This is a genomic window from Streptomyces sp. WMMC1477, from assembly GCF_027460245.1.
Classification (GTDB): domain Bacteria; phylum Actinomycetota; class Actinomycetes; order Streptomycetales; family Streptomycetaceae; genus Streptomyces.
Genome location: NZ_JAPZBD010000003.1, coordinates 1711713 through 1730408, shown reverse-complemented (window position 1 = coordinate 1730408; position 18696 = coordinate 1711713). Strand labels below are relative to the sequence as shown.

General features: G+C 73.1%; 17 protein-coding genes and 1 tRNA gene. 7 read left to right on the top strand and 11 right to left on the bottom strand.

What is annotated here, in order from left to right; genetic code table 11:
* Window positions 1-119 precede the first annotated feature (119 nt).
* On the bottom strand, window positions 120-1277 hold the full coding sequence (locus O7609_RS07900) for an IS701 family transposase (RefSeq protein WP_269734244.1): 1158 nt from the start codon (window positions 1275-1277) through the stop codon (window positions 120-122).
* 245 nt (window positions 1278-1522) lie between these two features.
* Here O7609_RS07900 and O7609_RS07895 point away from each other — a divergent pair, with 245 nt between their 5' ends.
* On the top strand, window positions 1523-4993 hold the full coding sequence (locus O7609_RS07895) for an AfsR/SARP family transcriptional regulator (RefSeq protein WP_269743310.1): 3471 nt from the start codon (window positions 1523-1525) through the stop codon (window positions 4991-4993).
* 56 nt (window positions 4994-5049) lie between these two features.
* Here the strand turns inward: O7609_RS07895 and O7609_RS07890 are convergent, their stop codons facing one another.
* The 5 genes from O7609_RS07890 to O7609_RS07870 form a co-directional block, all read right to left on the bottom strand.
* A complete protein-coding gene (locus O7609_RS07890; protein ID WP_269734242.1) occupies window positions 5050-5214 on the bottom strand; it encodes a hypothetical protein in 165 nt (54 codons plus the stop codon).
* Window positions 5215-5623: 409 nt separating this feature from the next.
* Window positions 5624-5752: a hypothetical protein gene (locus O7609_RS07885; protein WP_269734241.1), complete on the bottom strand. Its 129-nt coding sequence runs from the start codon at window positions 5750-5752 to the stop codon at window positions 5624-5626.
* 2 nt (window positions 5753-5754) lie between these two features.
* Window positions 5755-6123 carry a hypothetical protein gene (locus O7609_RS07880; RefSeq protein WP_269734240.1) on the bottom strand — a complete coding sequence of 123 codons (369 nt, stop codon included), beginning with the start codon at window positions 6121-6123 and terminating at the stop codon, window positions 5755-5757.
* A gap of 189 nt (window positions 6124-6312) precedes the next feature.
* Window positions 6313-8844 (bottom strand): ABC transporter permease, encoded by a 2532-nt coding sequence (locus O7609_RS07875; RefSeq protein WP_269743309.1) that lies wholly within the window; start codon window positions 8842-8844, stop codon window positions 6313-6315.
* Window positions 8845-8913: 69 nt separating this feature from the next.
* Window positions 8914-9702, bottom strand: a complete 789-nt coding sequence (locus tag O7609_RS07870) for an ABC transporter ATP-binding protein (protein WP_269734238.1) — start codon at window positions 9700-9702, stop codon at window positions 8914-8916.
* A gap of 448 nt (window positions 9703-10150) precedes the next feature.
* Here O7609_RS07870 and O7609_RS07865 point away from each other — a divergent pair.
* Window positions 10151-10233, top strand: a tRNA-Leu gene (locus O7609_RS07865).
* A gap of 85 nt (window positions 10234-10318) precedes the next feature.
* Window positions 10319-10540 (top strand): hypothetical protein, encoded by a 222-nt coding sequence (locus O7609_RS07860; protein ID WP_269734237.1) that lies wholly within the window; start codon window positions 10319-10321, stop codon window positions 10538-10540.
* Window positions 10541-10605: 65 nt separating this feature from the next.
* Here O7609_RS07860 and O7609_RS07855 read toward each other — a convergent pair whose 3' ends face one another.
* Both O7609_RS07855 and O7609_RS07850 read right to left on the bottom strand, forming a co-directional pair.
* Entirely contained in the window at window positions 10606-10788 is a 183-nt protein-coding gene (locus tag O7609_RS07855) for a hypothetical protein (RefSeq protein ID WP_269734236.1), read from the bottom strand.
* 86 nt (window positions 10789-10874) lie between these two features.
* Window positions 10875-11939: an SGNH/GDSL hydrolase family protein gene (locus tag O7609_RS07850; RefSeq protein ID WP_269734235.1), complete on the bottom strand. Its 1065-nt coding sequence runs from the start codon at window positions 11937-11939 to the stop codon at window positions 10875-10877.
* A gap of 181 nt (window positions 11940-12120) precedes the next feature.
* Between O7609_RS07850 and O7609_RS07845 the strand changes: the two genes are divergently transcribed.
* Entirely contained in the window at window positions 12121-13503 is a 1383-nt protein-coding gene (locus O7609_RS07845) for a cystathionine beta-synthase (protein ID WP_269734234.1), read from the top strand.
* A 261-nt stretch (window positions 13504-13764) separates the two neighbouring features.
* Here the strand turns inward: O7609_RS07845 and O7609_RS07840 are convergent, their stop codons facing one another.
* A complete protein-coding gene (locus O7609_RS07840) occupies window positions 13765-14181 on the bottom strand; it encodes a hypothetical protein (protein WP_269734233.1) in 417 nt (138 codons plus the stop codon).
* A gap of 107 nt (window positions 14182-14288) precedes the next feature.
* On the opposite strand from O7609_RS07840, the gene O7609_RS07835 reads away from it, so the two are divergent.
* Window positions 14289-15158, top strand: coding sequence for a MurR/RpiR family transcriptional regulator (locus O7609_RS07835; RefSeq protein ID WP_269734232.1), 870 nt, complete (start codon window positions 14289-14291; stop codon window positions 15156-15158).
* A gap of 63 nt (window positions 15159-15221) precedes the next feature.
* On the opposite strand, the gene O7609_RS07830 is transcribed toward O7609_RS07835, so the two are convergent.
* Window positions 15222-15572, bottom strand: a complete 351-nt coding sequence (locus O7609_RS07830) for a hypothetical protein (RefSeq protein ID WP_269734231.1) — start codon at window positions 15570-15572, stop codon at window positions 15222-15224.
* A 117-nt stretch (window positions 15573-15689) separates the two neighbouring features.
* Here O7609_RS07830 and O7609_RS07825 point away from each other — a divergent pair, with 117 nt between their 5' ends.
* Window positions 15690-15923 carry a DUF4287 domain-containing protein gene (locus O7609_RS07825; RefSeq protein WP_269734230.1) on the top strand — a complete coding sequence of 78 codons (234 nt, stop codon included), beginning with the start codon at window positions 15690-15692 and terminating at the stop codon, window positions 15921-15923.
* A gap of 187 nt (window positions 15924-16110) precedes the next feature.
* Here O7609_RS07825 and O7609_RS07820 read toward each other — a convergent pair whose 3' ends face one another.
* The gene (locus O7609_RS07820) at window positions 16111-16935 is read right to left on the bottom strand and encodes a Bax inhibitor-1/YccA family protein (protein ID WP_269734229.1); all 825 of its coding nucleotides are present in this window, start codon (window positions 16933-16935) and stop codon (window positions 16111-16113) included.
* A 327-nt stretch (window positions 16936-17262) separates the two neighbouring features.
* Here O7609_RS07820 and O7609_RS07815 point away from each other — a divergent pair, with 327 nt between their 5' ends.
* Window positions 17263-18483: an acetyl-CoA C-acetyltransferase gene (locus tag O7609_RS07815; RefSeq protein WP_269734228.1), complete on the top strand. Its 1221-nt coding sequence runs from the start codon at window positions 17263-17265 to the stop codon at window positions 18481-18483.
* The last annotated feature ends 213 nt before the right edge of the window (window positions 18484-18696 follow it).

Below are 18696 nucleotides of genomic sequence, written 5' to 3'. Positions count from 1 at the left end.
GGGCGGCTGGAACGCGGCTCGCACAGTGCTTGAAGGGCCCCGCCGCCCGGGCGCGCCCGGCGGGCGGGCCGACGGTCGGCGGGCGACGGCCGACGGGCGTCAGGCGGCGGTCGGCGGCGTCAGGCGACGCTGGAGAGGGCGGAGGCCGGAGTGTTCCGTTCCGCCGTGGTCAGGACGGCCGCCAGATGGGCCACCGAGGCGAGGGTGATGTGGCGGTGCCAGCCCCGGAACGAGCGCCCGGCGAAGTCCCGGATGCCGATGCGCTCGGAGACGGCGGCGCAGTCCCGCTCGGCGGTGTCGGCGAGCCGGGCGAGCCGCAGCAGCCCCGGGACCGGCGTGCCCGCGGCCCGCGCCAGCCACATCCGGGCGGCGCCGTACGGGGCGCTCGGCCAGTCGGCGAGCAGCAGCATCGGCGTCCGGGGGCCCGGCCCGTCGAACTCCCCCGGCAGCACCGGGATGGCGGCCGCCACACCGCCGTCCGCGCCGGGCCCTCCGTATCCGCCCGGGCTCTCGGCCTGGCGGCGGAACTGCTTCATGGTCGCGACGAGTTGCCCGGCCGTCACGGGCTTGTCGCTGTAGGCGTGCAGCCGGGTGTTGTCCACCCGGACCGGGGTGTGCGGGCCGATCCGCACCAGCAGCGGCGCGCGGCGGTCGCCGAAGTGGCGGACGCAGCGGCGCACGTCGAGCCCCTCGGCGTCCAGGACCACGGGGCGTCGCCCGGCCCGGGCGCTCTCGAGCTGCCGCACCGCGTCGCTCGCGCACTCCTCGAGACCCGCCGCGCGGCTCGTCTCCGGGATGCAGGCGCGGTGCCGCCGCAGCGGGTCCTCCAGCCAGCTGGCGGGCAGCACCAGCCGCCAGTTGCACGGCACCGCGGCCCGCTCGGAGGCGAGCCAGGCCCCGAAGGCCTGCTGGGCGTTGACCGTGTGCCCCAGGTGCGGCACGAACTGCTGGTCCACGCCCACGGAGTGCGGTCCGGCCTTGGGGATGACGAGGGGGCGTACCACCCAGGCGCGCGGAACCAGGAGCGCGTCGACGCGCTGGGCGAGGGAACGGCGCACGGCCGCCCAGTCCCAGGAGGAGGAGCTGATGAAGTGGTGGACGCTCTGCTGCGCCGCCTCACCGCCCATCTGCTCGGCGATGTTCCGCAGCGTCTTGCGGCCCTGGGCCGCGAGCAGGGCCCGCACGTAGCTCTCCGCCTTCAGCCGCTGGTCCCGGCGCAGCAGCGAGGCGAAGAGCCCCTCACAGAGATTCCCTACCAGATCATGACCTGTAGCCATCGTTCCCCCTAACCGACGTCCTGCCGGATGCAGTGCATCCACGGTTGCCTGGAGGGTTGCTCCGTCCCGTCCTGCGTCCTTACCGCCTCGGTTCCGATCGGTTACCGTTCACTTTTCAAAGTCCCGTGTTCGCATGGTTGCTCACCGTTGTCCGTTCATTGCTGAGCCCTTGACCGCGTGCCTAGAATCGAACGCTGATACTCAGGCAGGGCGGTGTACAGCGACGGGGGGCTGGCGAGCTCATGATGCTGGGTGCTGCACGGACGACGCATGGACCCGATTTCCGGATTCTCGGCACGCTCGAAGGCCGGTACGACGGAGCGGCGCTGCGCCTCGGCGGCGCGCTGCGCGAACGCACCCTGGTCATGCTGCTGTTGGAGGCCGGCCGGGTGGTGCCGGTCGCCCGGCTCGTCGAGGCGGCCTGGGACAGCTCGCCACCCAGCAGCGCCTTCCACCAGATCCGCAAGGCCGTCGCCGAACTGCGCCAGCGCATTCCCGACGGCGCCGAACTCATCCAGACCGACGGCCCCGGCTACCGCGCCGTCATCGCCGAGGAGCAACTCGACCTCGCGCGGTACCGCGCGGGGGTCAGCCGGGCCCGGCAGGCCGTCGTCGACGGAGACCGCGCCGGTGCCGTCACCGCGCTCCAGTCGGCGCTGGAGCTCTGGCGCGGCCCCGTGATGGCGGGCTTCGGCGGCCCCGTGATCGACGCGGCCTCGGCCGCGCTGGAGGAACAGCGCCTCGGCGCGTGCGAGCAGCTCTTCGACCTCCAGCTCGCGGCCGGTCAGGCCCCCGCCGTCATCGGGGAGTTGCGCGGCCTGGTCAACCAGTACCCGCTGCGCGAGACGCTGCGCGGTCAGCTCATGCTCGCGCTCTACCGCACGGGGCGGCAGGCGGAGGCCCTGGAGGAGTACAGCCGGGTGCGCACCCTGCTCTCGGACGAGTTGGGCATCGACCCCAGCGTGGAGCTGAGCCGCCTCCACGAGAGCATCCTGCGCCACAACCCGGCCCTTGAGGCGCCGGACACCGCCTCGGCCCAGGCCGCGCCGACCTCCGCCGCCACCGCTTCCACCGCCCCGGCTCCCGCCACGTCCGGCCCCGGGCCCGTCGACGCCGGGGCCGGCGCCCCCGACGTCTCCGGTGGCTCGGCTGCCGCGGGGGCTGCGGCGGGTGCCGAAGCCTCTGCGGCCTCCGGGGCTTCTGCCGCCTCCGCGGTCTCTGCGGGCGAGCCGTCGCCGCCCGGCTCCGGGGGCGCCGAGCCCGGCCCGGCGCCCGGTGCCGCACCGCCCACGGCGGACGCCGCTTCCGGCGAGGCCACGGCGGCCTTATCGCCCACGGCACCCGAGCCGCCCACGGCACCCGAGCCGCCCACGGCACCCGAGCCGCCCACGGCACCCGAGCCGCCCACGGGCAGTCCCTCCGACCCGGCGGGCGGCGACGTCCCGTCCGCGGAACCGGGCTCCGGAGGCACACCGTCGCCCGTGCAGCGGTCGCCCGTGTCCACCACCGTCCCCAGCGCGCTCCCCTACGACCTGCGGGACTTCTCGGGCCGGGCCGAGGAGCTGCACTGGATCACCGTCGCCGTCCGCCGGGCCCCCGGCGAGTGCGCGCGGATCATCGCCATCGACGGCATGGGCGGCAGCGGCAAGACGGCCCTGGCCATCCGGGCCGCGCACCGGCTGGCCGAGAACTACCCCGACGGCCAGCTCTTCGTGGACCTGCGCGGCTACACCCCGGGCCAGGAGCCCCTGAGCGCGTCCATGGCCCAGGAGGCCCTGCTCGCGGCGGCCGGGGTGCAGAGCGAGGAGATGCCGACCGCACCCGCGGGCCGAACCGCGCTGTGGCGGTCCATCACCAAGCAGCTGCGGCTGCTCGTCGTGCTGGACAACGCCGCCGACGCCGACCACGTCCGGCCGCTGATCCCCGCCTCCTCCGGCTGTCTCACGCTCGTCACCAGCCGCCCCCGCCTCGTCGACCTGGACGGCGCCGACTGGCTCTCCCTCGGCACGCTCTCCGAGGTCGACGGGCTGGACCTGCTGCGCCGTACTCTCGGCACCGAACGCGTGGAACGGGAGCCGCAGGCCGCGGCCGAGCTCATCCGGCTCTGCGGACGCCTCCCGCTGGCCATCCGCATCGCCGCGGCCCGGCTGCGCAACCGCTCCCACTGGACGATCCAGCGGCTGGCCGAGCGCATGAGGGACGAGACGCGCCGGCTCAGCGAGCTCAACTCCGCGGGCCGCAGCGTCGCCGTCGCCCTGCGGATGTCCTACCAGGCGATGACCGAGGCCCAGCGGGCGGACTTCCTGATGCTCGGTCTGCACCCGGGGCAGACGATCACGGCGGACGAGGGCGCCGCGCTGCTCGGCCGCGACGTCCTGGAGGCCGAGGACGCGCTGGAGGCGCTGCTCGACGCGCATCTGATCGAGGAGCCCGAGCCCGGCTACTACAGCTTCCACGACCTGGTGCGCAGTTTCGCGCTCGGGCTGCGCAGCGCGACCACCGCAGCACGGGAGGAGAACGCCGTGCGGCGGCTGCTCGACCACTACGTGGTGCACGCCGAGCGCGCCTGCGACGCCCTGTTCCCCGAACGTTCCCGGCACGCCGGGCTGTTGCCGACGCGGGCCCCCGAACCGCCGCCCTTCGCCGACCGCGCCCCCGCGCTGGACTGGCTCGACGCGCACCGGGACAACCTGATCGCCGCCGTCGAGCTGGCCTACCGCCACGGCATGGACCGGCACGCCGCCTACCTGCCGCGGACGCTGTCCTTCCACTCGGCGATCCGCAACTACCCGCAGGACGCCCGCCGGGTGTGCGAGCTGGCCGTCGCCGCCGCCCGCCGCCTGGGCGACCCGGACATGCTGCGCCTCGTGCTCACCATCCTCGCCGTGGAGCACTGGATGGTGGGGGCCTTCCAGGAGGGCATCGTCTGCCTGGAGGAGGCCCTGGAGCTGGCCCGCTCGCTCGGTGACGAGGAGAGCGAGGCGGGGTGCATGGGGCGGCTCGGCCAGATCTACAACAGCCTGGGCGAGTTCCACCAGGCGCTCAGCTGCCTGGAGGGCGCCAGCCTCATGGAGCGCAGGCTCGGCACGACGCGGGAACAGGCCGGGACGCTCAACGTGCTCAGCTCCGTCACCGCCCGGCTGGGCAAGTTCGATGAGGCCGCCGACGCAGCGGAGCGGGCCATCGAGCTGTGGCAGGACATCGGCGACCTGGGCCACACGATCGTCGCGCGCTCCAGCCTCGCCTTCGCCCTGCTCGGGCTGCGCCGTCCGGCGGAGGCCCTGAGGGAGCTCGGCGCGGCCAGGCGGCTGTGCGAGGAGCTGGACGGCCCCGCCACGACGGCACTCATCCTGGCGCAGCACGCCGGGGCCCACATCATGCTCGGGCACCACCGGGAGGCGCGGGAGTACATCGGGCTGGCGCTGCACATTCCCGCGATGAAGGACGTGACGATCCGCCGTGCGACGGTGGAGAGCATCGCCGGCCGCGTCTATCAGGCTTTGGGCGAACCGAAGTTGGCGCTGGCCAGCGGGCGCCGCGCTTATGACATGGCCATGAGTATCAAATTCCGTTATGAGATGGCGCAGGCTCTTGACGGATTGGCCGATGCGAGCAAGAGCGTCGGAGACAAGGACGGCGCGCACGATTATCGGTGCCGGGCCGATGCGCTGTTCGAGCAGATGGGCGTGCCGGAAAACGCGCGTCGGCTCTTCTGAGGAGGGAGATCCTCCGCAGGAGAGCCGACATGGTGGCTGCGGTCAGCGGGCGGCGGTCAGGGTGTGCCCTTGTCGTCGAACGTGCCCAAGGTTCCACCGCCCTGCTCGCTGATGGCGACACCCGGCGCAGGGTCCGCGACGTTCGGCCCGGTGATGGCAACCCCCCATGAGAACGCGGCTGCGGCGAGGATTCCGACCAGGCTGCTCAGCTTGATGCGCATTCCCTTGCCCCCTCTCGACTGTCGTGGATTCTTTCGACACAACGAGAGTAGCACCGTGGCTTCCCGAGTCGTTCCCCCTCGGTCACTGCCAGCTTACCGACGCATTCCCAGCGTGTGGAGCCGTCGATTCGCCTTTCCTCATGTCGCGGTACACCGGGCCGACCGGCGCTTTTCCTCGGCCGTCTCTGCGGGCGTATGCGGAGCCGCGGGCGCCGTTGACCGGTTCCCGTACCCGTCCCCGGCGGTGGCGATACCCGGTTCGGCGCGCGCACGAGACCGGGCCGCGGAACGGGTCAACGGGGGGAGACACCGTCCCGCGGCCCGGGGCCACAGGCGCGGACCCGCGGCCCGCGGCCTGCGGAGCGGGCGAGCGGGGGAGCGGGTCCGCGGGAGACGAGCGGAGTCGGGGTCAGGCGGTGATGGAGCCGAGCCGGGGGCGGGCGAGGGCGAGGAAGTCGCCCGTGTCGAAGGCGATCGACGCCTCGGGCCGGATGTCGTTGAAGACGATCTCCGGGAGCTCGCACAGACGCTGATCCACGATCAGCTCCAGCGCCGGGTCGGCCGAGTACGGCGCAGGGGGCCGCTGAAACCGGTGACGGACGCGGCCGTCTCCGGGGTGACGAAGCCGGCCGAACCGGCGCCGTAGAGCCGGGCCACCGCGATGAGGTCGAGGGCGCAGCCCTCCGGGACGACGGCCAGCACGTGGCGCAGCGTCCGCTTGCCGCGCTTGACCCGCAGGACGACGCACCGGGCGACGCCCTCGGAGGCGGCGGGCCGGAACCGGAAGCGGGCGCCCCGGCAGGCGGCCAGACCCAGGAGCCGGGACCAGCCGGACGGGTTCTCCCGCGGCGTGCCCGCAGCGGTGCGCGCGTTCGGCCTGGCGTTGGGGGAGTGGAGCAGAGCAGGCACCGGGTTCCTCCTCAGAACGCGCTTGCATTGCTTCGGTGAAGCGTGCGACGGCACCATCCCCTTTCGCTCCCCGGCGGTTCCCGCCGCACCTGCGCCGCGGCCGCCCCGTGACGGGCTCGCGACGGCGGGCGGGGCCCGGTGCGAACGCACCGGGCCCCGCCCGTCCTCACCGCTCCGCCCGGCCCGTCCTCACTCGGCCTTGATGGCCGCGAGCATGTTGAGGCGGGAGGCCCGCCGGGCGGGCCACATGGCGGCCAGCACGCCGACCACGGCGGCCAGGAGGAGGAAGAGGGCCATCCGGCCCCAGGGCAGGACCAGTTCGTACGTCGGCAGGACGCCGCCGACGATCTCCCCGGCCGCCCAGCCGAAGAAGACCCCGAGGCCGAGGCCCATCACCCCGCCGAAGAGGGAGATGACGACGGACTCCAGCCGGACCATCGACTTCACCGAGCGGCGGTCCAGGCCCACCGCGCGCAGCATGCCGATCTCCGGGGACCGTTCGAAGACGGACATCGCCAGGGTGTTCACGACGCCGAGCACCGCGACGACGACCGCCATGGCCAGCAGCCCGTAGAGCATGTTGAGCATGAGGGTGAACATGGAGGCGATCTCCTCGGAGATGTCGCCCTCGTCCTGCACCAGGACGGCCGGGTTGTCGCCCAGCGTCCGCTCCAGCGCGTCCTGCGTGGCCTCGCTCGCCCCGCCCTCGGTCTTGACCAGCACCTGCATGTCCGTCACCCGCTCCATGTGCGGGTCCAGGGTGGCGGTGTCGAGCATGATGCCCCGGAGCATCTCGTTGCCCTCGTAGACGCCGGAGACGGTCAGCTCGCCGCGCTCCCCGTCCTCGTAGGTCAGCGGGATGGTGGAGCCCCGCGTCCAGTCGTACTCCTCGGCCGTGTCGGCGTCGACGATGGCCGCGTCACCGCCGAGGCCCTCCAGGGAGCCGGCGGCGAAGTCCAGCGACAGCAGCTCGCCGAGGTCCCGCCCGTTGACGCCGGTCAGGTACTCGGTGGAGCCGTCGACCTCGGCCGGCGAGTTGCGCAGCGGGCTGACCGCCGTCACCCGCTCGTCGTCGGCCAGTGCCTCCGCCACCTCGGGGGCCAGGGGGCTGAAGCTCGCCATGGAGACGGCGTAGTCGGCCTTCAGGGCGTTTGTGGCCATCTTCTCGATGCCCTTCTGGGCACCCCCGGCCAGCACCGTCATCCCGGTGATCAACGTCAGACCGATCATCAGCGCGGAGGCCGTCGCGGCCGTGCGGCGCGGGTTGCGGACGGCGTTCAGCCGGGCCAGCTTCCCGGAGACCCCGAACACGCGCAGCAGCGGGGACGCGGCGGCGATCAGCGGCCGCGACAGCAGCGGTGTCAGGACGAAGACGCCGATCACCAGGAGGGCGGCGCCGAGCCCCATCGGGCCCTTGGCGGCGTCCGCGTCCATGCCGGTGCCGGCCAGCACCAGCGCCGCACCGCCCCCGGCCAGCAGCGAGCCGACCGTGTTGCGCAGGAGGAGCCCGCGGCCCGAGGTCTTCGCGTGGACGCTGTTCATCGCCGCGACCGGCGGGATCTTGGCGGCCCGGCGGGCGGGCAGCCACGCCGCCAGCACGGTGACGACGACGCCGACCAGCAGCGAGGTGACGATCGCGTCCGTGCCGACCTGAAGCGGTCCGTCCGGGACGGTGACCCCGAGGGAGCCCATGAGCGAACGCAGCCCGGCCCCGATGCCGACCCCGGCGGCCAGCCCGGCGACCCCGGCGACCAGCCCGACGACGGTGGCCTCGATCAGCACCGACCGCGTCACCTGCCGCCGGCTCGCCCCCACGGCCCGCAGCAGCGCCAGCTCCTTGGTGCGCTGGGCGACGAGCATGGTGAAGGTGTTGGCGATGATGAAGACGCCCACGAAGAGCGCGATGCCCGCGAAGACGAGCATGCTCGTCTTCATGCCGCTCATCTCCGACGCGATCATCCGCGACTGGTCGTCGGCGAGCCTGGCCCCCGTGACGGCCTCGGCGGTCGTCGGGAGGACGTCCTCCACGGTCCGCTTCAGCTCCGCCTGCGAGGTGCCCTCGGCCGCCGTCAGCGTGATCTCGTCGTACTGGCCCGCCTCCCCGTAGAGGCGCTGGGCCGTGTCGGTGTCGAAGAGGACGAGCGTGCCGCCGGCCGCCACGTTGCCGTCGTCGGTGGTGAAGACGCCGGTGACCTCCTCGGTGCGCACGGGTCCGTCCACGGACATCCGCACGGTGTCACCGACCTCGTAGCCGGTGCGCTCGGCGGTCTTCGCGTCCAGCGCGATCTCACCGGCCCGCTGCGGCGCGCGTCCGCTCCGCATCGGGTAGCGGTCGTCCGAACCGTCCGCCCCCGGAGAGTAGTTGGCGCCGCGTGAGGACCAGCCCTGGCCGACGAGGTCGCCGTCCCGGTCCGCCAGGGCGGCGAACCCGGACACGGTGCCGGTGGCGCGCGCGACCCCGGGCAGCCCGGCGGCCTCGTCCAGCAGCTCCTGGCGCAGCGCCGGGGCGTCGCCGGGGGTGGTGGACGCGTCGGAGTCGGGCCGGAGGGCCACGTCGACGTGTTCGAAGCCCTTCTCGGAGCTCCTCTGGAACGCGGTCGAGACGGTCGAGGTGAACACCAGGGTGTCGGCGACGAACGCCACGCCGAGCAGGACGGCGAGCACGGTCATCAGCAACCGGGCCTTGTGCGCGAGCACAGTGCGCACAGCGGTACGGAACATGGTGGAGTCCTACGGGAGGTTCGGGGGAGGCCGGGCGGGAGGGTACGGGCGCGACGGGGAGCGCCGGGCTCAGCTCGTGCGCCCCTTGGCGTCGAAGCCCTTCATCCGCTCCAGCACCTTGTCGGCGGTGGGCGCGGCCATGTCGTCCACGATCCGGCCGTCGGCGAGGAAGATCACGCGGTCCGCGTAGGAGGCGGCCACCGCGTCGTGGGTGACGATCACGACCGTCTGCCCCAGCTCGCGCACCGAGTTCCGCAGGAAGCCGAGGACCTCGGCGCCGGAGCGGGAGTCCAGGTTGCCGGTGGGCTCGTCGCCGAAGATGATCTCCGGCCGGGAGGCGAGGGCGCGGGCCACGGCCACCCGCTGCTGCTGCCCGCCGGAGAGCTGGCTGGGCCGGTGCTTCAGCCGCCCGCTCAGGCCCACCGTCTCCACGACCTGGTCCAGCCAGGCGCGGTCCACTCTGCGCCCCGCTATGTCCAGGGGCAGCGTGATGTTCTCCAGCGCGTTCAGGGTGGGCAGGAGGTTGAACGCCTGGAAGATGAAGCCGATCTTGTCCCGGCGCAGCCGGGTCAGCTTCTTCTCCTTCAGCGTCGTCAGCTCGGCGTCGCCGATGCGCGCGGAGCCGCTGGAGACGGAGTCGAGCCCGGCCATGCAGTGCATGAGCGTCGACTTGCCGGATCCGGACGGGCCCATGATCGCGGTGAACTCCCCACGGCGGAACTCCACGGAGACCCGGTCCAGGGCGATCACCTTCGTCTCGCCCGTGCCGTAGACCTTGGACAGGTCGGCGGCGCTGGCGGCCGCCGCCCCCGTACGGACGGTGGCGGGCGCGCCTGGCTGGGTGGTGCTGGTGGTCACGGGAACGGGCTCCTGTTCGGTCAGGCGAAGGGGTACCACCCCATCGTGGGCCCGCGCCCGGCCCCGGGGATCAGCCCTGCCGCCCGTCTTGGGGCCGCCTTCCGGCGTATCCGCCCCGGCGGCTCCGTCCTACCTCCGGATGACTCCGACCCCGACCCGTCTCCGGCGCCCCCCCGGGGGGCCGGTCCCGGCCGAAACCGGACGGCCCCGGGCGGGCCTGGGCCGGGCCCTTCCCGCCGCCCACCCGACGACTTTGCGACATTCCTGACCCACCGGCATATGCCAACCGGAGAGCCTGATCGTGCTGGTAACGTCTGACGGAGCGTCAGGCAGCAATAAAATAAGACAACATCGTTCACCGAACGCGACGTTGGAAGCACAGATCCGGTTATTCTCGTTGCGCACCCTCGAAGCGGGTCCCCGCCGCCTGGCGGACCCGGAAGTCGGTGCCCGGATGGTGGAATGTAGACACGACGAGCTTAAACCTCGTTGGCCTCGTGGGCCGTGCCGGTTCGAGTCCGGCTCCGGGCACACCGGCGCTCCCCGGCGCCGGACGGGCCGTTTCCAGCCCCCACCCGCGCCCAGGCACCCACCCCGTCGACGCGGAGAGCCGCCCGTGCCGTCCCCCGGCCCCCTTCTCCCCGCCCTCTCCCTGCTGCTGGTCCTGGCCGCCTGCACGGGCGAGCCATTCCCCGAGCCGCCGTGTTCCACCGACGGAACGGCTACCTCCGCGGCCGAGCCCGTCTGCGTTCCGGGTGCCGAGCCCGTCGTGCCCTACGACCCGGACTGGTCCCTCACGGTCGACGAGACGGGCCAGCCGGTCATGCCGGCGCCTTGACCGGTGGGCGGCCGTTGCCGCGGTGTGGCTCCTGGGTATCGCCGTGCTGTGAGTCCCCGTCCGGCTCAGGCGGCGGTCGTCCAGGCGGAGGTGTCGGACGCGGCGCGGGCCCACAGGGTGAGCAGGCGGCTGTACTCCTCGGCCCGCCGGGCGTCGGCGGGCTGCTCCATCAGGCGCCGGATGGCGGCGTTCACGTCGTCGGCCGGGGCGGGGCGAGCCGGGTCGTGAGACGGGGAGGAGAAGGTCATGGGTTACAGAATAGGGGCACCCACTGACACTGTGCGTCGGGTTTTGGCCACGGATGGGCAGCGGAGCGGGCGAAGTTGACGTCCGGTCAGTTCGCCCGTCCGGCCCCGGCGTCCCTGTCGGGGCGCGTGTCGGTGTCCGCGGTGGCGTTCGGGTCGGTGGTCTCCGGGGCCTGGGCCGGGTCCTCGGCGGGGAGACGGCGGCGCCTGCGGTGGCGCAGGAGGGCCCAGGGGCCCCGGGCGGCGCTGACCTCGGTGCCGCCCTCGGAGGCGGCCTGCACCGCGGCGTGGGCCACGGGCAGCAGGCCCTCGCGGCGGGCGGCGTCCGGCCGCTCCTCGGCCTCGGGCCACAGCCCGAGCGCCCCGCACACGGTCGGCAGGACGGCCATGGCGGCCGTGGCGTAGCCCTCGGCGGAAGGGTGGTAGCGGTCGGGCCCGAACAGCTCGCGCGGGTTGGCGGCGAACTCCGGGCCGAGGAGGTCGCCCAGGGACACGGTGCGGCCGCCGCGGGCGACGACGGCGATGGTCTGCGCGGCGGCGAGCTGCCGGCTCAGCCGCCGGGCGAGCCAGCGCAGCGGCTGGCCCATGGGCTCCACCGAGCCCAGGTCCGGGCAGGTGCCGACGACGACCTCGCAGCCCGCCGAGCACAGCCGCGTCACGGCGTCCGAGAGGTACCGCACCGAGCGGCCGAGCGGCATCCGCTCGGTGACGTCGTTGGCCCCGATCATGACGACGCACACGTCGGGGACGCGGTCGGGGTCGGCCAGCAGCAGGCTGACCTGGCGGTCGAGGTCGTCCGAGCACGCGCCGGGGAGGGCGACGTTCCGCAGCCGTACCGGGCGCTCGGCGACGGCGCCGAGGCCGGAGGCGACGAGCGCGCCGGGGGTCTGGCGGGCGCGGTAGACCCCCTGCCCGGCGGCTGTGGAGTCGCCCAGGAAGGCCAGGCGCAGGGCGGGGACGCCGCGCTGTCCGAAGGCGGCGCCGTACCGGCCGTCGGCCTGGGGCGGCAGCTCCGGGGGGCCGCCGACCTTCCGTCTGGTGAGCTGTACCTCCGCCACCAGCACGCCGACCGCCGCGCCGCCCAGCAGTCCGATCCCGCTCCCGCCGTACGCGGCGGCGGCCGCGATACGCCGCGCCACCCTCGCCCTGGACATCCCCTGCCCGCCCTTCCCGTCGCGCCGTTCCGTCGGCGGCCCGCCCCGTCTCCCGTTCGCGCGCCTATCCGGTTGTTGCCCGCCCCGGTCCCCGCTGCAACGCCCCGTAAGGCGGGTCCGCGGAATAGGCTGCTGTCACGGGACCGCGATCGCGGTCGCTCCTTCCGATGCGGAGACCACATTGCAGTATCACGAGTCGATGATCGAGCTGGTCGGCAACACCCCGCTGATCAAGCTGAACAACGTCACGTCCGCCTCCGGGGCCACCGTCCTGGCGAAGGTGGAGTACTTCAACCCCGGCGGTTCGGTGAAGGACCGCATCGCGGTCCGCATGATCGAGGCGGCCGAGCGCTCCGGCGAGCTGAAGCCCGGCGGCGTGATCGTCGAGCCGACGTCCGGCAACACGGGCGTGGGGCTGGCGATCGTCGCCCAGCAGAAGGGATACCGCTGCATCTTCGTCTGCCCGGACAAGGTGTCGACGGACAAGATCAACGTGCTGCGGGCCTACGGCGCCGAGGTCGTCGTCTGCCCGACCGCCGTCGCGCCGGAACACCCCGACTCCTATTACAACGTGTCCGACCGGCTGGTGCGGGAGACCCCCGGGGCCTGGAAGCCGGACCAGTACAGCAACCCGAACAACCCGCGGTCCCACTACGAGACGACCGGTCCCGAGCTGTGGGAGCAGACGGACGGCCGTATCACCCACTTCGTGGCGGGCATCGGCACCGGCGGCACGATCTCCGGTACCGGCCGCTACCTCAAGGAGGTCTCCGAGGGCCGGGTGCGGATCGTCGGCGCCGACCCGGAGGGCTCGGTCTACTCCGGCGGCTCGGGTCGCCCCTACCTGGTGGAGGGCGTCGGCGAGGACTTCTGGCCCTCCGCCTACGACCGTGACGTCACGGACGAGATCATCGCCGTGTCCGACAAGGACTCCTTCCAGATGACCCGCCGCCTGGCCAAGGAGGAGGGCCTGCTGGTGGGCGGCTCCTGCGGTATGGCCGTGGTCGCCGCGCTGCGCGTCGCCGAGCGGCTCACGCCCGAGGACGTCGTCGTCGTCCTGCTGCCGGACAGCGGGCGCGGCTACATGTCGAAGATCTTCAACGACGACTGGATGGCCGACTACGGCTTCCTCGCCGAGGGTGAGCCGACGGCGGCCCGGGTCGCGGACGTGCTGAACCACAAGGAGGGCGGCGCGATGCCCTCGCTCGTCCACATGCATCCCGAGGAGACGGTCGGCGAGGCGATCGACGTGCTGCGCGAGTACGGGGTCTCCCAGATGCCGATCGTCAAGCCCGGCGCGGGCCACCCGGACGTGATGGCGGCCGAGGTCGTCGGCTCCGTCGTCGAGCGGGAACTGCTGGACGCGCTCTTCACCCAGCGCGCCTCCCTCGGCGACCCGCTGGAGAAGCACATGAGCGAACCGTTGCCGCAGGTCGGCTCGGGCGAGCCGGTAAACGACCTGATGGCCGTGCTGGAGCACGCGGACGCGGCGATCGTGCTCTTCGACGGCAAGCCGACGGGTGTCGTCAGCCGTCAGGACCTGCTGGCGTTCCTGGCCAAGTAGGGGCTCTCGACGGGCCGTGGAACACGGCGGAAACACGGTGCGCGGCCGGTGGCACAGGAGTCACGGCCGCGCAACGGTCCGTTAACAGCGGCCCGGCATCATGACGGGTGTCGGCAACGGCGCCGATGCGTTGCGGCACTCCGGAGCGGCTCCCGGAGAATGCGCCGCCCGGGCACGTCTCACGCGCCCCGGGGGACCGTCGTCGTCCCGACCCCGGTGTCACACCGGGGGTTCGACGGTCCCCCGTTCCCTCCTCCCGCCTCAGTCCCCGTCCTCGGCGCGGCGGTGGCCCCAGGGCAGCCGGCCGGCCGAGTGGAAGGCGTTGACGCCGACGATCCCGGCCCAGGCGACGAGGATCCCGGCCAGCCCCGCCTGGTCCCCGGCCACCGCGGAGAGCGGGATGCCGAGCACCAGGGAGATCACGGCCAGGGCGAAGACGGCGCCGGGGCCGGACGGGCCGTCCAGCCCGCGACGCCCGGACGACGCCTCCCGCACGGCCGACATGCGCTGCTCGGCCAGGCGCCGCCGCACCCGGGTGTCCACGATCTCGTTCAGCCGGACGTCGACCTTCTCCAGGAACGAGTCGACGAGCGCGTCGTCGTACTCGGGGCCCAGCTCCTCGCGCGTCTGCAGGGTCGCGTCCAGTTCCCGCTTCATTTCGGGGTCCACCGCACTCATACCGGTGACGGTAGGCCGCGTTGGTGCGGAAGGCACGGGGGCTAACCCCCCGGTCGCCGCACCGGCCCGCCCACCCTTTGCATAGAGTCATACAGGAACGGCGAGGGATGAAAGCACAGGGAGGGCGGGTGGAGGCCATGTCCGGCGCGGCGGCACGGTTGCACAAGCTGTTCGAGGGGCACCGGCTCACCCCGACGCAGCGGCGCATCGCGCAGTGCATGGTGAGGCGGGCCGACGACGCGCCCTTCCTCTCCAGTGTCGAGCTGGCCGAGCTGGCCGGGGTGAGCCAGCCCTCGGTGACCCGGTTCGCGGTGGCGCTCGGCTTTGACGGCTACCCCGCGCTGCGCCGCCACCTGCGGGAGACCCCCGGCGGCGGAGCCCCGGGCGGCGAGGGCGAGCACACGGCGAACGCCTACCAGCAGGCCGTGCGCGAGGAGATCGCCAACCTGCGGCTGCTGGCCGCCCAGCTCGCCGACCCCGCCCCCGTCGCCGAGGCCGCACGGGTCCTGGCCGGCTCGCGGCCGCTGCCCGTGCTCGGGCTGCGCGCCGCCTCCGCGCAGGCCCGCGGGTTCGCCTACTTCGCCGCGAAGGTGCACCCGGACGTGCGGCTGCTGGACGAGGGCGGCACCATGCTCGCCGACCGCATCGACGCCGCCGGGCGGGCCGGGGCCACCGCCCTGATGTGCTTCGCCCTGCCCCGGCACCCGCGCGAGGTCCTCGACGCCGTCGAGCAGGCCCGGGCGGCCGGGCTGCGCGTCGTCACGGTCGCCGACAGCGCCTTCACACCCGTCGCGCACCCCGAGGACATCCTGCTGCCGGCCGCCGTCGGCACCGGGCTGGTCTTCGACACCGCCTGCGCGCCGATGCTCCTCGGCCGGGTGCTGCTGGAGGCCATGTGCGACGAACTCCCCGACGCCCAGGCGCGGCTGGAGGAGTTCGACGCCCGGGCGGCCGAACGCGGCCTCTTCCTGCCCTGAGCCCGCGAGCGCCCGAGCCCGCGGTCCGTGAGGCCGATCCCGTGAGCCCGTGAGCCCGTGAGCTCAGTGCAGGGTGGCGCGGGTCGTGGCCGCCACCCGCTCCAGCGCCTCGGCCAGCTCCCGGCCGACCGCCTCCGAGGGCGTGCCGCCCGCCCGCGCCGTCTCGGCCAGCAGGGCCTGGGCCAGGTCGTGCCCGGCCACCGCCACCTGGTCGCCGACGGCGAACAGGCCCGCGTCCGGCAGCTCCCGGGGGGCGTGCCCCGGCCCCTCGACGCGCTGGGCCCGTGCCGCGAGCTCGCGGGCCAGTGCCAGCGCCTCGGCGGCGGCGCCGCGCCGCAGGGCACTCTGCGGCAGGGCGCGCAGCCGGTCGGCGAGCGCGTCGACGGCGGTCATCAGGGGCATCACATCGAGCACGCCGCAAGCCTATGCGCCCCCGGTGGAAGCCTTCGGCCCCCGGAGGGCCTGTTGCCAAGGCCCCGCTCCTCGGGCACGGTGTCGGGAAGGACTCAGCGAACGCGTCCGGAGGCGCCGATGTCCCAACTCTTCTCCGACGAGACCCATCAGAACCTGCTCGCCCGCATCCCCGAGTGCACGGGCCGTGAAGTGGGGGACTGGATGCGGACCGTCGACGACGGTCCGTCGTTCTTCCGCTTCGAGGACAAGGTGAGCTGGCTGCGCGGGGAGCACAACCTCGCCTACGGCCACGCGAAGGCCATCATCCACGAGCACGACCGCCGTCGCGGCCGGGCCGCACGCAAGCACTGAACCGACACGCAGAGCCGGCGGCACGCGGGAACGCCGTGCGGTTCTGCCGGATACGCGGTACTGACCGAGGCGGCGCGGATACCCGTGGGGCGGAGTCCGGGAAGGGCGCCCTGAGCAGACGCGGAACGGCCCGCGAGGCATCGCCTCGCGGGCCGTTCGTCGCGGCGGTGGAGCCGCGTCAGCAGTGTCAGTCGCTGCTGTTGAGGATCCAGGCCAGGCGCAGGAACTCGAAGTAGATCCAGGCCAGGGTCATCGTCAGGCCGAAGGCGGCCAGCCAGGCCTCCTCACGCGGGGCGCCGTACGCGATGCCGTCCTCGACCTGCTTGAAGTCCAGGGCGAGGAACAGCGAGGCGATGACGACACCGGCGATGCCCATGAGGATGCCGACGGTGCCGGTGCGGAAGCCCCAGCCGTCACCCGCGCCGAAGAGCGCGAAGCCGAGGTTGACCAGGCAGAGGACGCCGTAGCCGATGCCGGCGGCGATGGCGAAGCGGGCGAAGCGGGCGTTGACCCGGATGATCCGCGACTTGTACAGGAACAGCACCGCGCCGAACACCGCCATGGTGCCGATGACCGCCTGCATGGCGGCCCCGGGGGCGTAGGTGTTGATGTAGTTGCTCATCGCGCCCAGGAACACGCCCTCGAAGACGGCGTAGGCGATGATGAGCGGCGGTGAGGCCTTGGCCTTGAACGACTGCCACATGCCCAGGCCGAAGGCGAAGAGCAGCGCGACGATGGCGATGCCCAGGCCGACGTTCAGGATCCAGGCGGCGGTGGCGGTCAGGACGACGGTGCCGAGGGTCATCGCGGTGCGCGAGACCACGTCGTCCATCGTCATGCGGTCGGTGCGCGGGGCGGCGGGCGCATGGCCCACGCCCGGCTGCGCCTGGGCGTACGGGTTCCCCGCCTGGGCAGCGTAGGGGTTCCCGGCCTGCGGCTGGCCGGCCTGGAAGCCGGCGGAACCGTCCCGACTGAACCCCCGTCGCGAGAAGACCGGGTTGCTGCTCCTCATCTCACTCCTCCATGGCCGCACGGCACGGCGTCTTCGATCAGGGTAATGGTTGAGCAAAAGTCGCACGGTAGTCCACCGCTCCAACGCGGGGAAGAGAGGAAATTGTTCCCTTTACGTGACACCCTTCGTACAGGCGTTCCCGTGCGACGCCTCTTCGGGGGCCTGCGCGGTGGCCCCCGGCGCGCCGGTCGCGGTCCGTGCCGGGGCCGGTCGCGCCGGTCGGGCCGCCGTTGCGAGCCGTTTCACACGACGGGAACCGTGACCTCGGCGCTACGCACGGGTAGCTTCGCGAGGAGTTCCGGCCCGTCCGTTCTTCCTGGAGTCGTCATGCCCGAAGCAGTGATCGTTTCCGCCGCCCGTTCGCCGATCGGGCGCGCCTTCAAGGGCTCCCTCAAGGACGTGCGCCCCGACGACCTCACCACGGAGATCGTGCGCGCCGCGCTGGCCAAGGTCCCGCAGCTCGACCCGCGGGACATCGACGACCTGATGCTGGGCTGCGGTCTCCCCGGCGGTGAGCAGGGTCACAACCTCGGCCGCGTGGTGGCCGTGCAGCTCGGCATGGACCACCTGCCCGGCTGCACCATCACCCGCTACTGCTCGTCCTCCCTGCAGACGACGCGGATGGCGATGCACGCGATCAAGGCGGGCGAGGGCGACGTCTTCATCTCGGCGGGCGTCGAGACGGTCTCCCGCAGTGTGAAGGGCAGCTCGGACGGGCTGCCGGACACCCACAACCCGATCTTCGCCGACGCCGAGGCCCGTACGGAGGCCCGCGCCGAGCAGGGCGGCGAGGGCTGGACGGACCCGCGCGAGGCCGGCGAGCTCCCCGACGTCTACATCGCCATGGGGCAGACCGCCGAGAACCTGGCCCGGGTGAAGGGCGTCACCCGGCGGGACATGGACGAGTTCGGCGTCCGCTCGCAGAACCTCGCCGAGAAGGCCATCGCGGACGGCTTCTGGGAGCGCGAGATCACGCCGGTGACGACGCCGGACGGCACCGTGGTCGGCAAGGACGACGGCCCCCGTGCGGGCGTCACGCTGGAGGGCGTCGAGGGGCTGAAGCCGGTCTTCCGCCCCGATGGCCTGGTGACGGCGGGCAACTGCTGCCCGCTGAACGACGGTGCCGCGGCGCTGGTCGTCATGTCCGACACGAAGGCCCGCGAACTGGGGATCACGCCGCTGGCCCGCGTCGTCTCCACCGGGGTTTCCGGGCTGTCGCCGGAGATCATGGGCTACGGCCCCGTCGAGGCGAGCAGGCAGGCGCTGGCCCGGGCGGGGATGACCATCGGCGACATGGACCTGGTGGAGATCAACGAGGCCTTCGCCGCGCAGGTCATCCCCTCCTACCGGGACCTGGGCATCGACCTGGACCGGCTGAACGTCAACGGCGGCGCGATCGCCGTCGGCCACCCCTTCGGCATGACGGGCGCCCGCATCACGACGACGCTGATCAACTCGCTCCAGTGGCACGACAAGCAGTTCGCGCTGGAGACGATGTGCGTGGGCGGCGGCCAGGGCATGGCCATGGTCCTGGAGCGCCTGAGCTGACGCGGCCCCGCGGGTCGTCCGGCCGCCGGGCCGGGTGACCCCGGGGGTGGTACGTCCCTGGGATGTGATCTACCTCCCAGGGGCGTACTCTTTTCGCAGCTCAGTAAGGCTTTGGCCAGAGGTTCGTTCGGGGGTACATGCACGTTTTGTGACGTTTTCCGCTGTGCTTGAGCCCGGGGCGCGGTAAAGGTGAGGTAGGAATCGGGGCTGAAG

Excerpts from the sequence above, each read along its gene's own strand:
- O7609_RS07855 (WP_269734236.1), bottom strand. The coding sequence starts at position 10,788 with ATGACCTTCTCCTCCCCGTCTCACGACCCGGCTCGCCCCGCCCCGGCC.
- O7609_RS07815 (WP_269734228.1), top strand. The coding sequence starts at position 17,263 with ATGCCCGAAGCAGTGATCGTTTCCGCCGCCCGTTCGCCGATCGGGCGC.
- O7609_RS07820 (WP_269734229.1), bottom strand. The coding sequence starts at position 16,935 with ATGAGGAGCAGCAACCCGGTCTTCTCGCGACGGGGGTTCAGTCGGGAC.
- O7609_RS07850 (WP_269734235.1), bottom strand. The coding sequence starts at position 11,939 with ATGTCCAGGGCGAGGGTGGCGCGGCGTATCGCGGCCGCCGCCGCGTAC.
- O7609_RS07900 (WP_269734244.1), bottom strand. The coding sequence starts at position 1,277 with ATGGCTACAGGTCATGATCTGGTAGGGAATCTCTGTGAGGGGCTCTTC.
- O7609_RS07895 (WP_269743310.1), top strand. The coding sequence starts at position 1,523 with ATGCTGGGTGCTGCACGGACGACGCATGGACCCGATTTCCGGATTCTC.
- O7609_RS07875 (WP_269743309.1), bottom strand. The coding sequence starts at position 8,844 with ATGTTCCGTACCGCTGTGCGCACTGTGCTCGCGCACAAGGCCCGGTTG.
- O7609_RS07890 (WP_269734242.1), bottom strand. The coding sequence starts at position 5,214 with ATGCGCATCAAGCTGAGCAGCCTGGTCGGAATCCTCGCCGCAGCCGCG.
- O7609_RS07840 (WP_269734233.1), bottom strand. The coding sequence starts at position 14,181 with ATGAGTGCGGTGGACCCCGAAATGAAGCGGGAACTGGACGCGACCCTG.
- O7609_RS07825 (WP_269734230.1), top strand. The coding sequence starts at position 15,690 with ATGTCCCAACTCTTCTCCGACGAGACCCATCAGAACCTGCTCGCCCGC.
- O7609_RS07835 (WP_269734232.1), top strand. The coding sequence starts at position 14,289 with ATGAAAGCACAGGGAGGGCGGGTGGAGGCCATGTCCGGCGCGGCGGCA.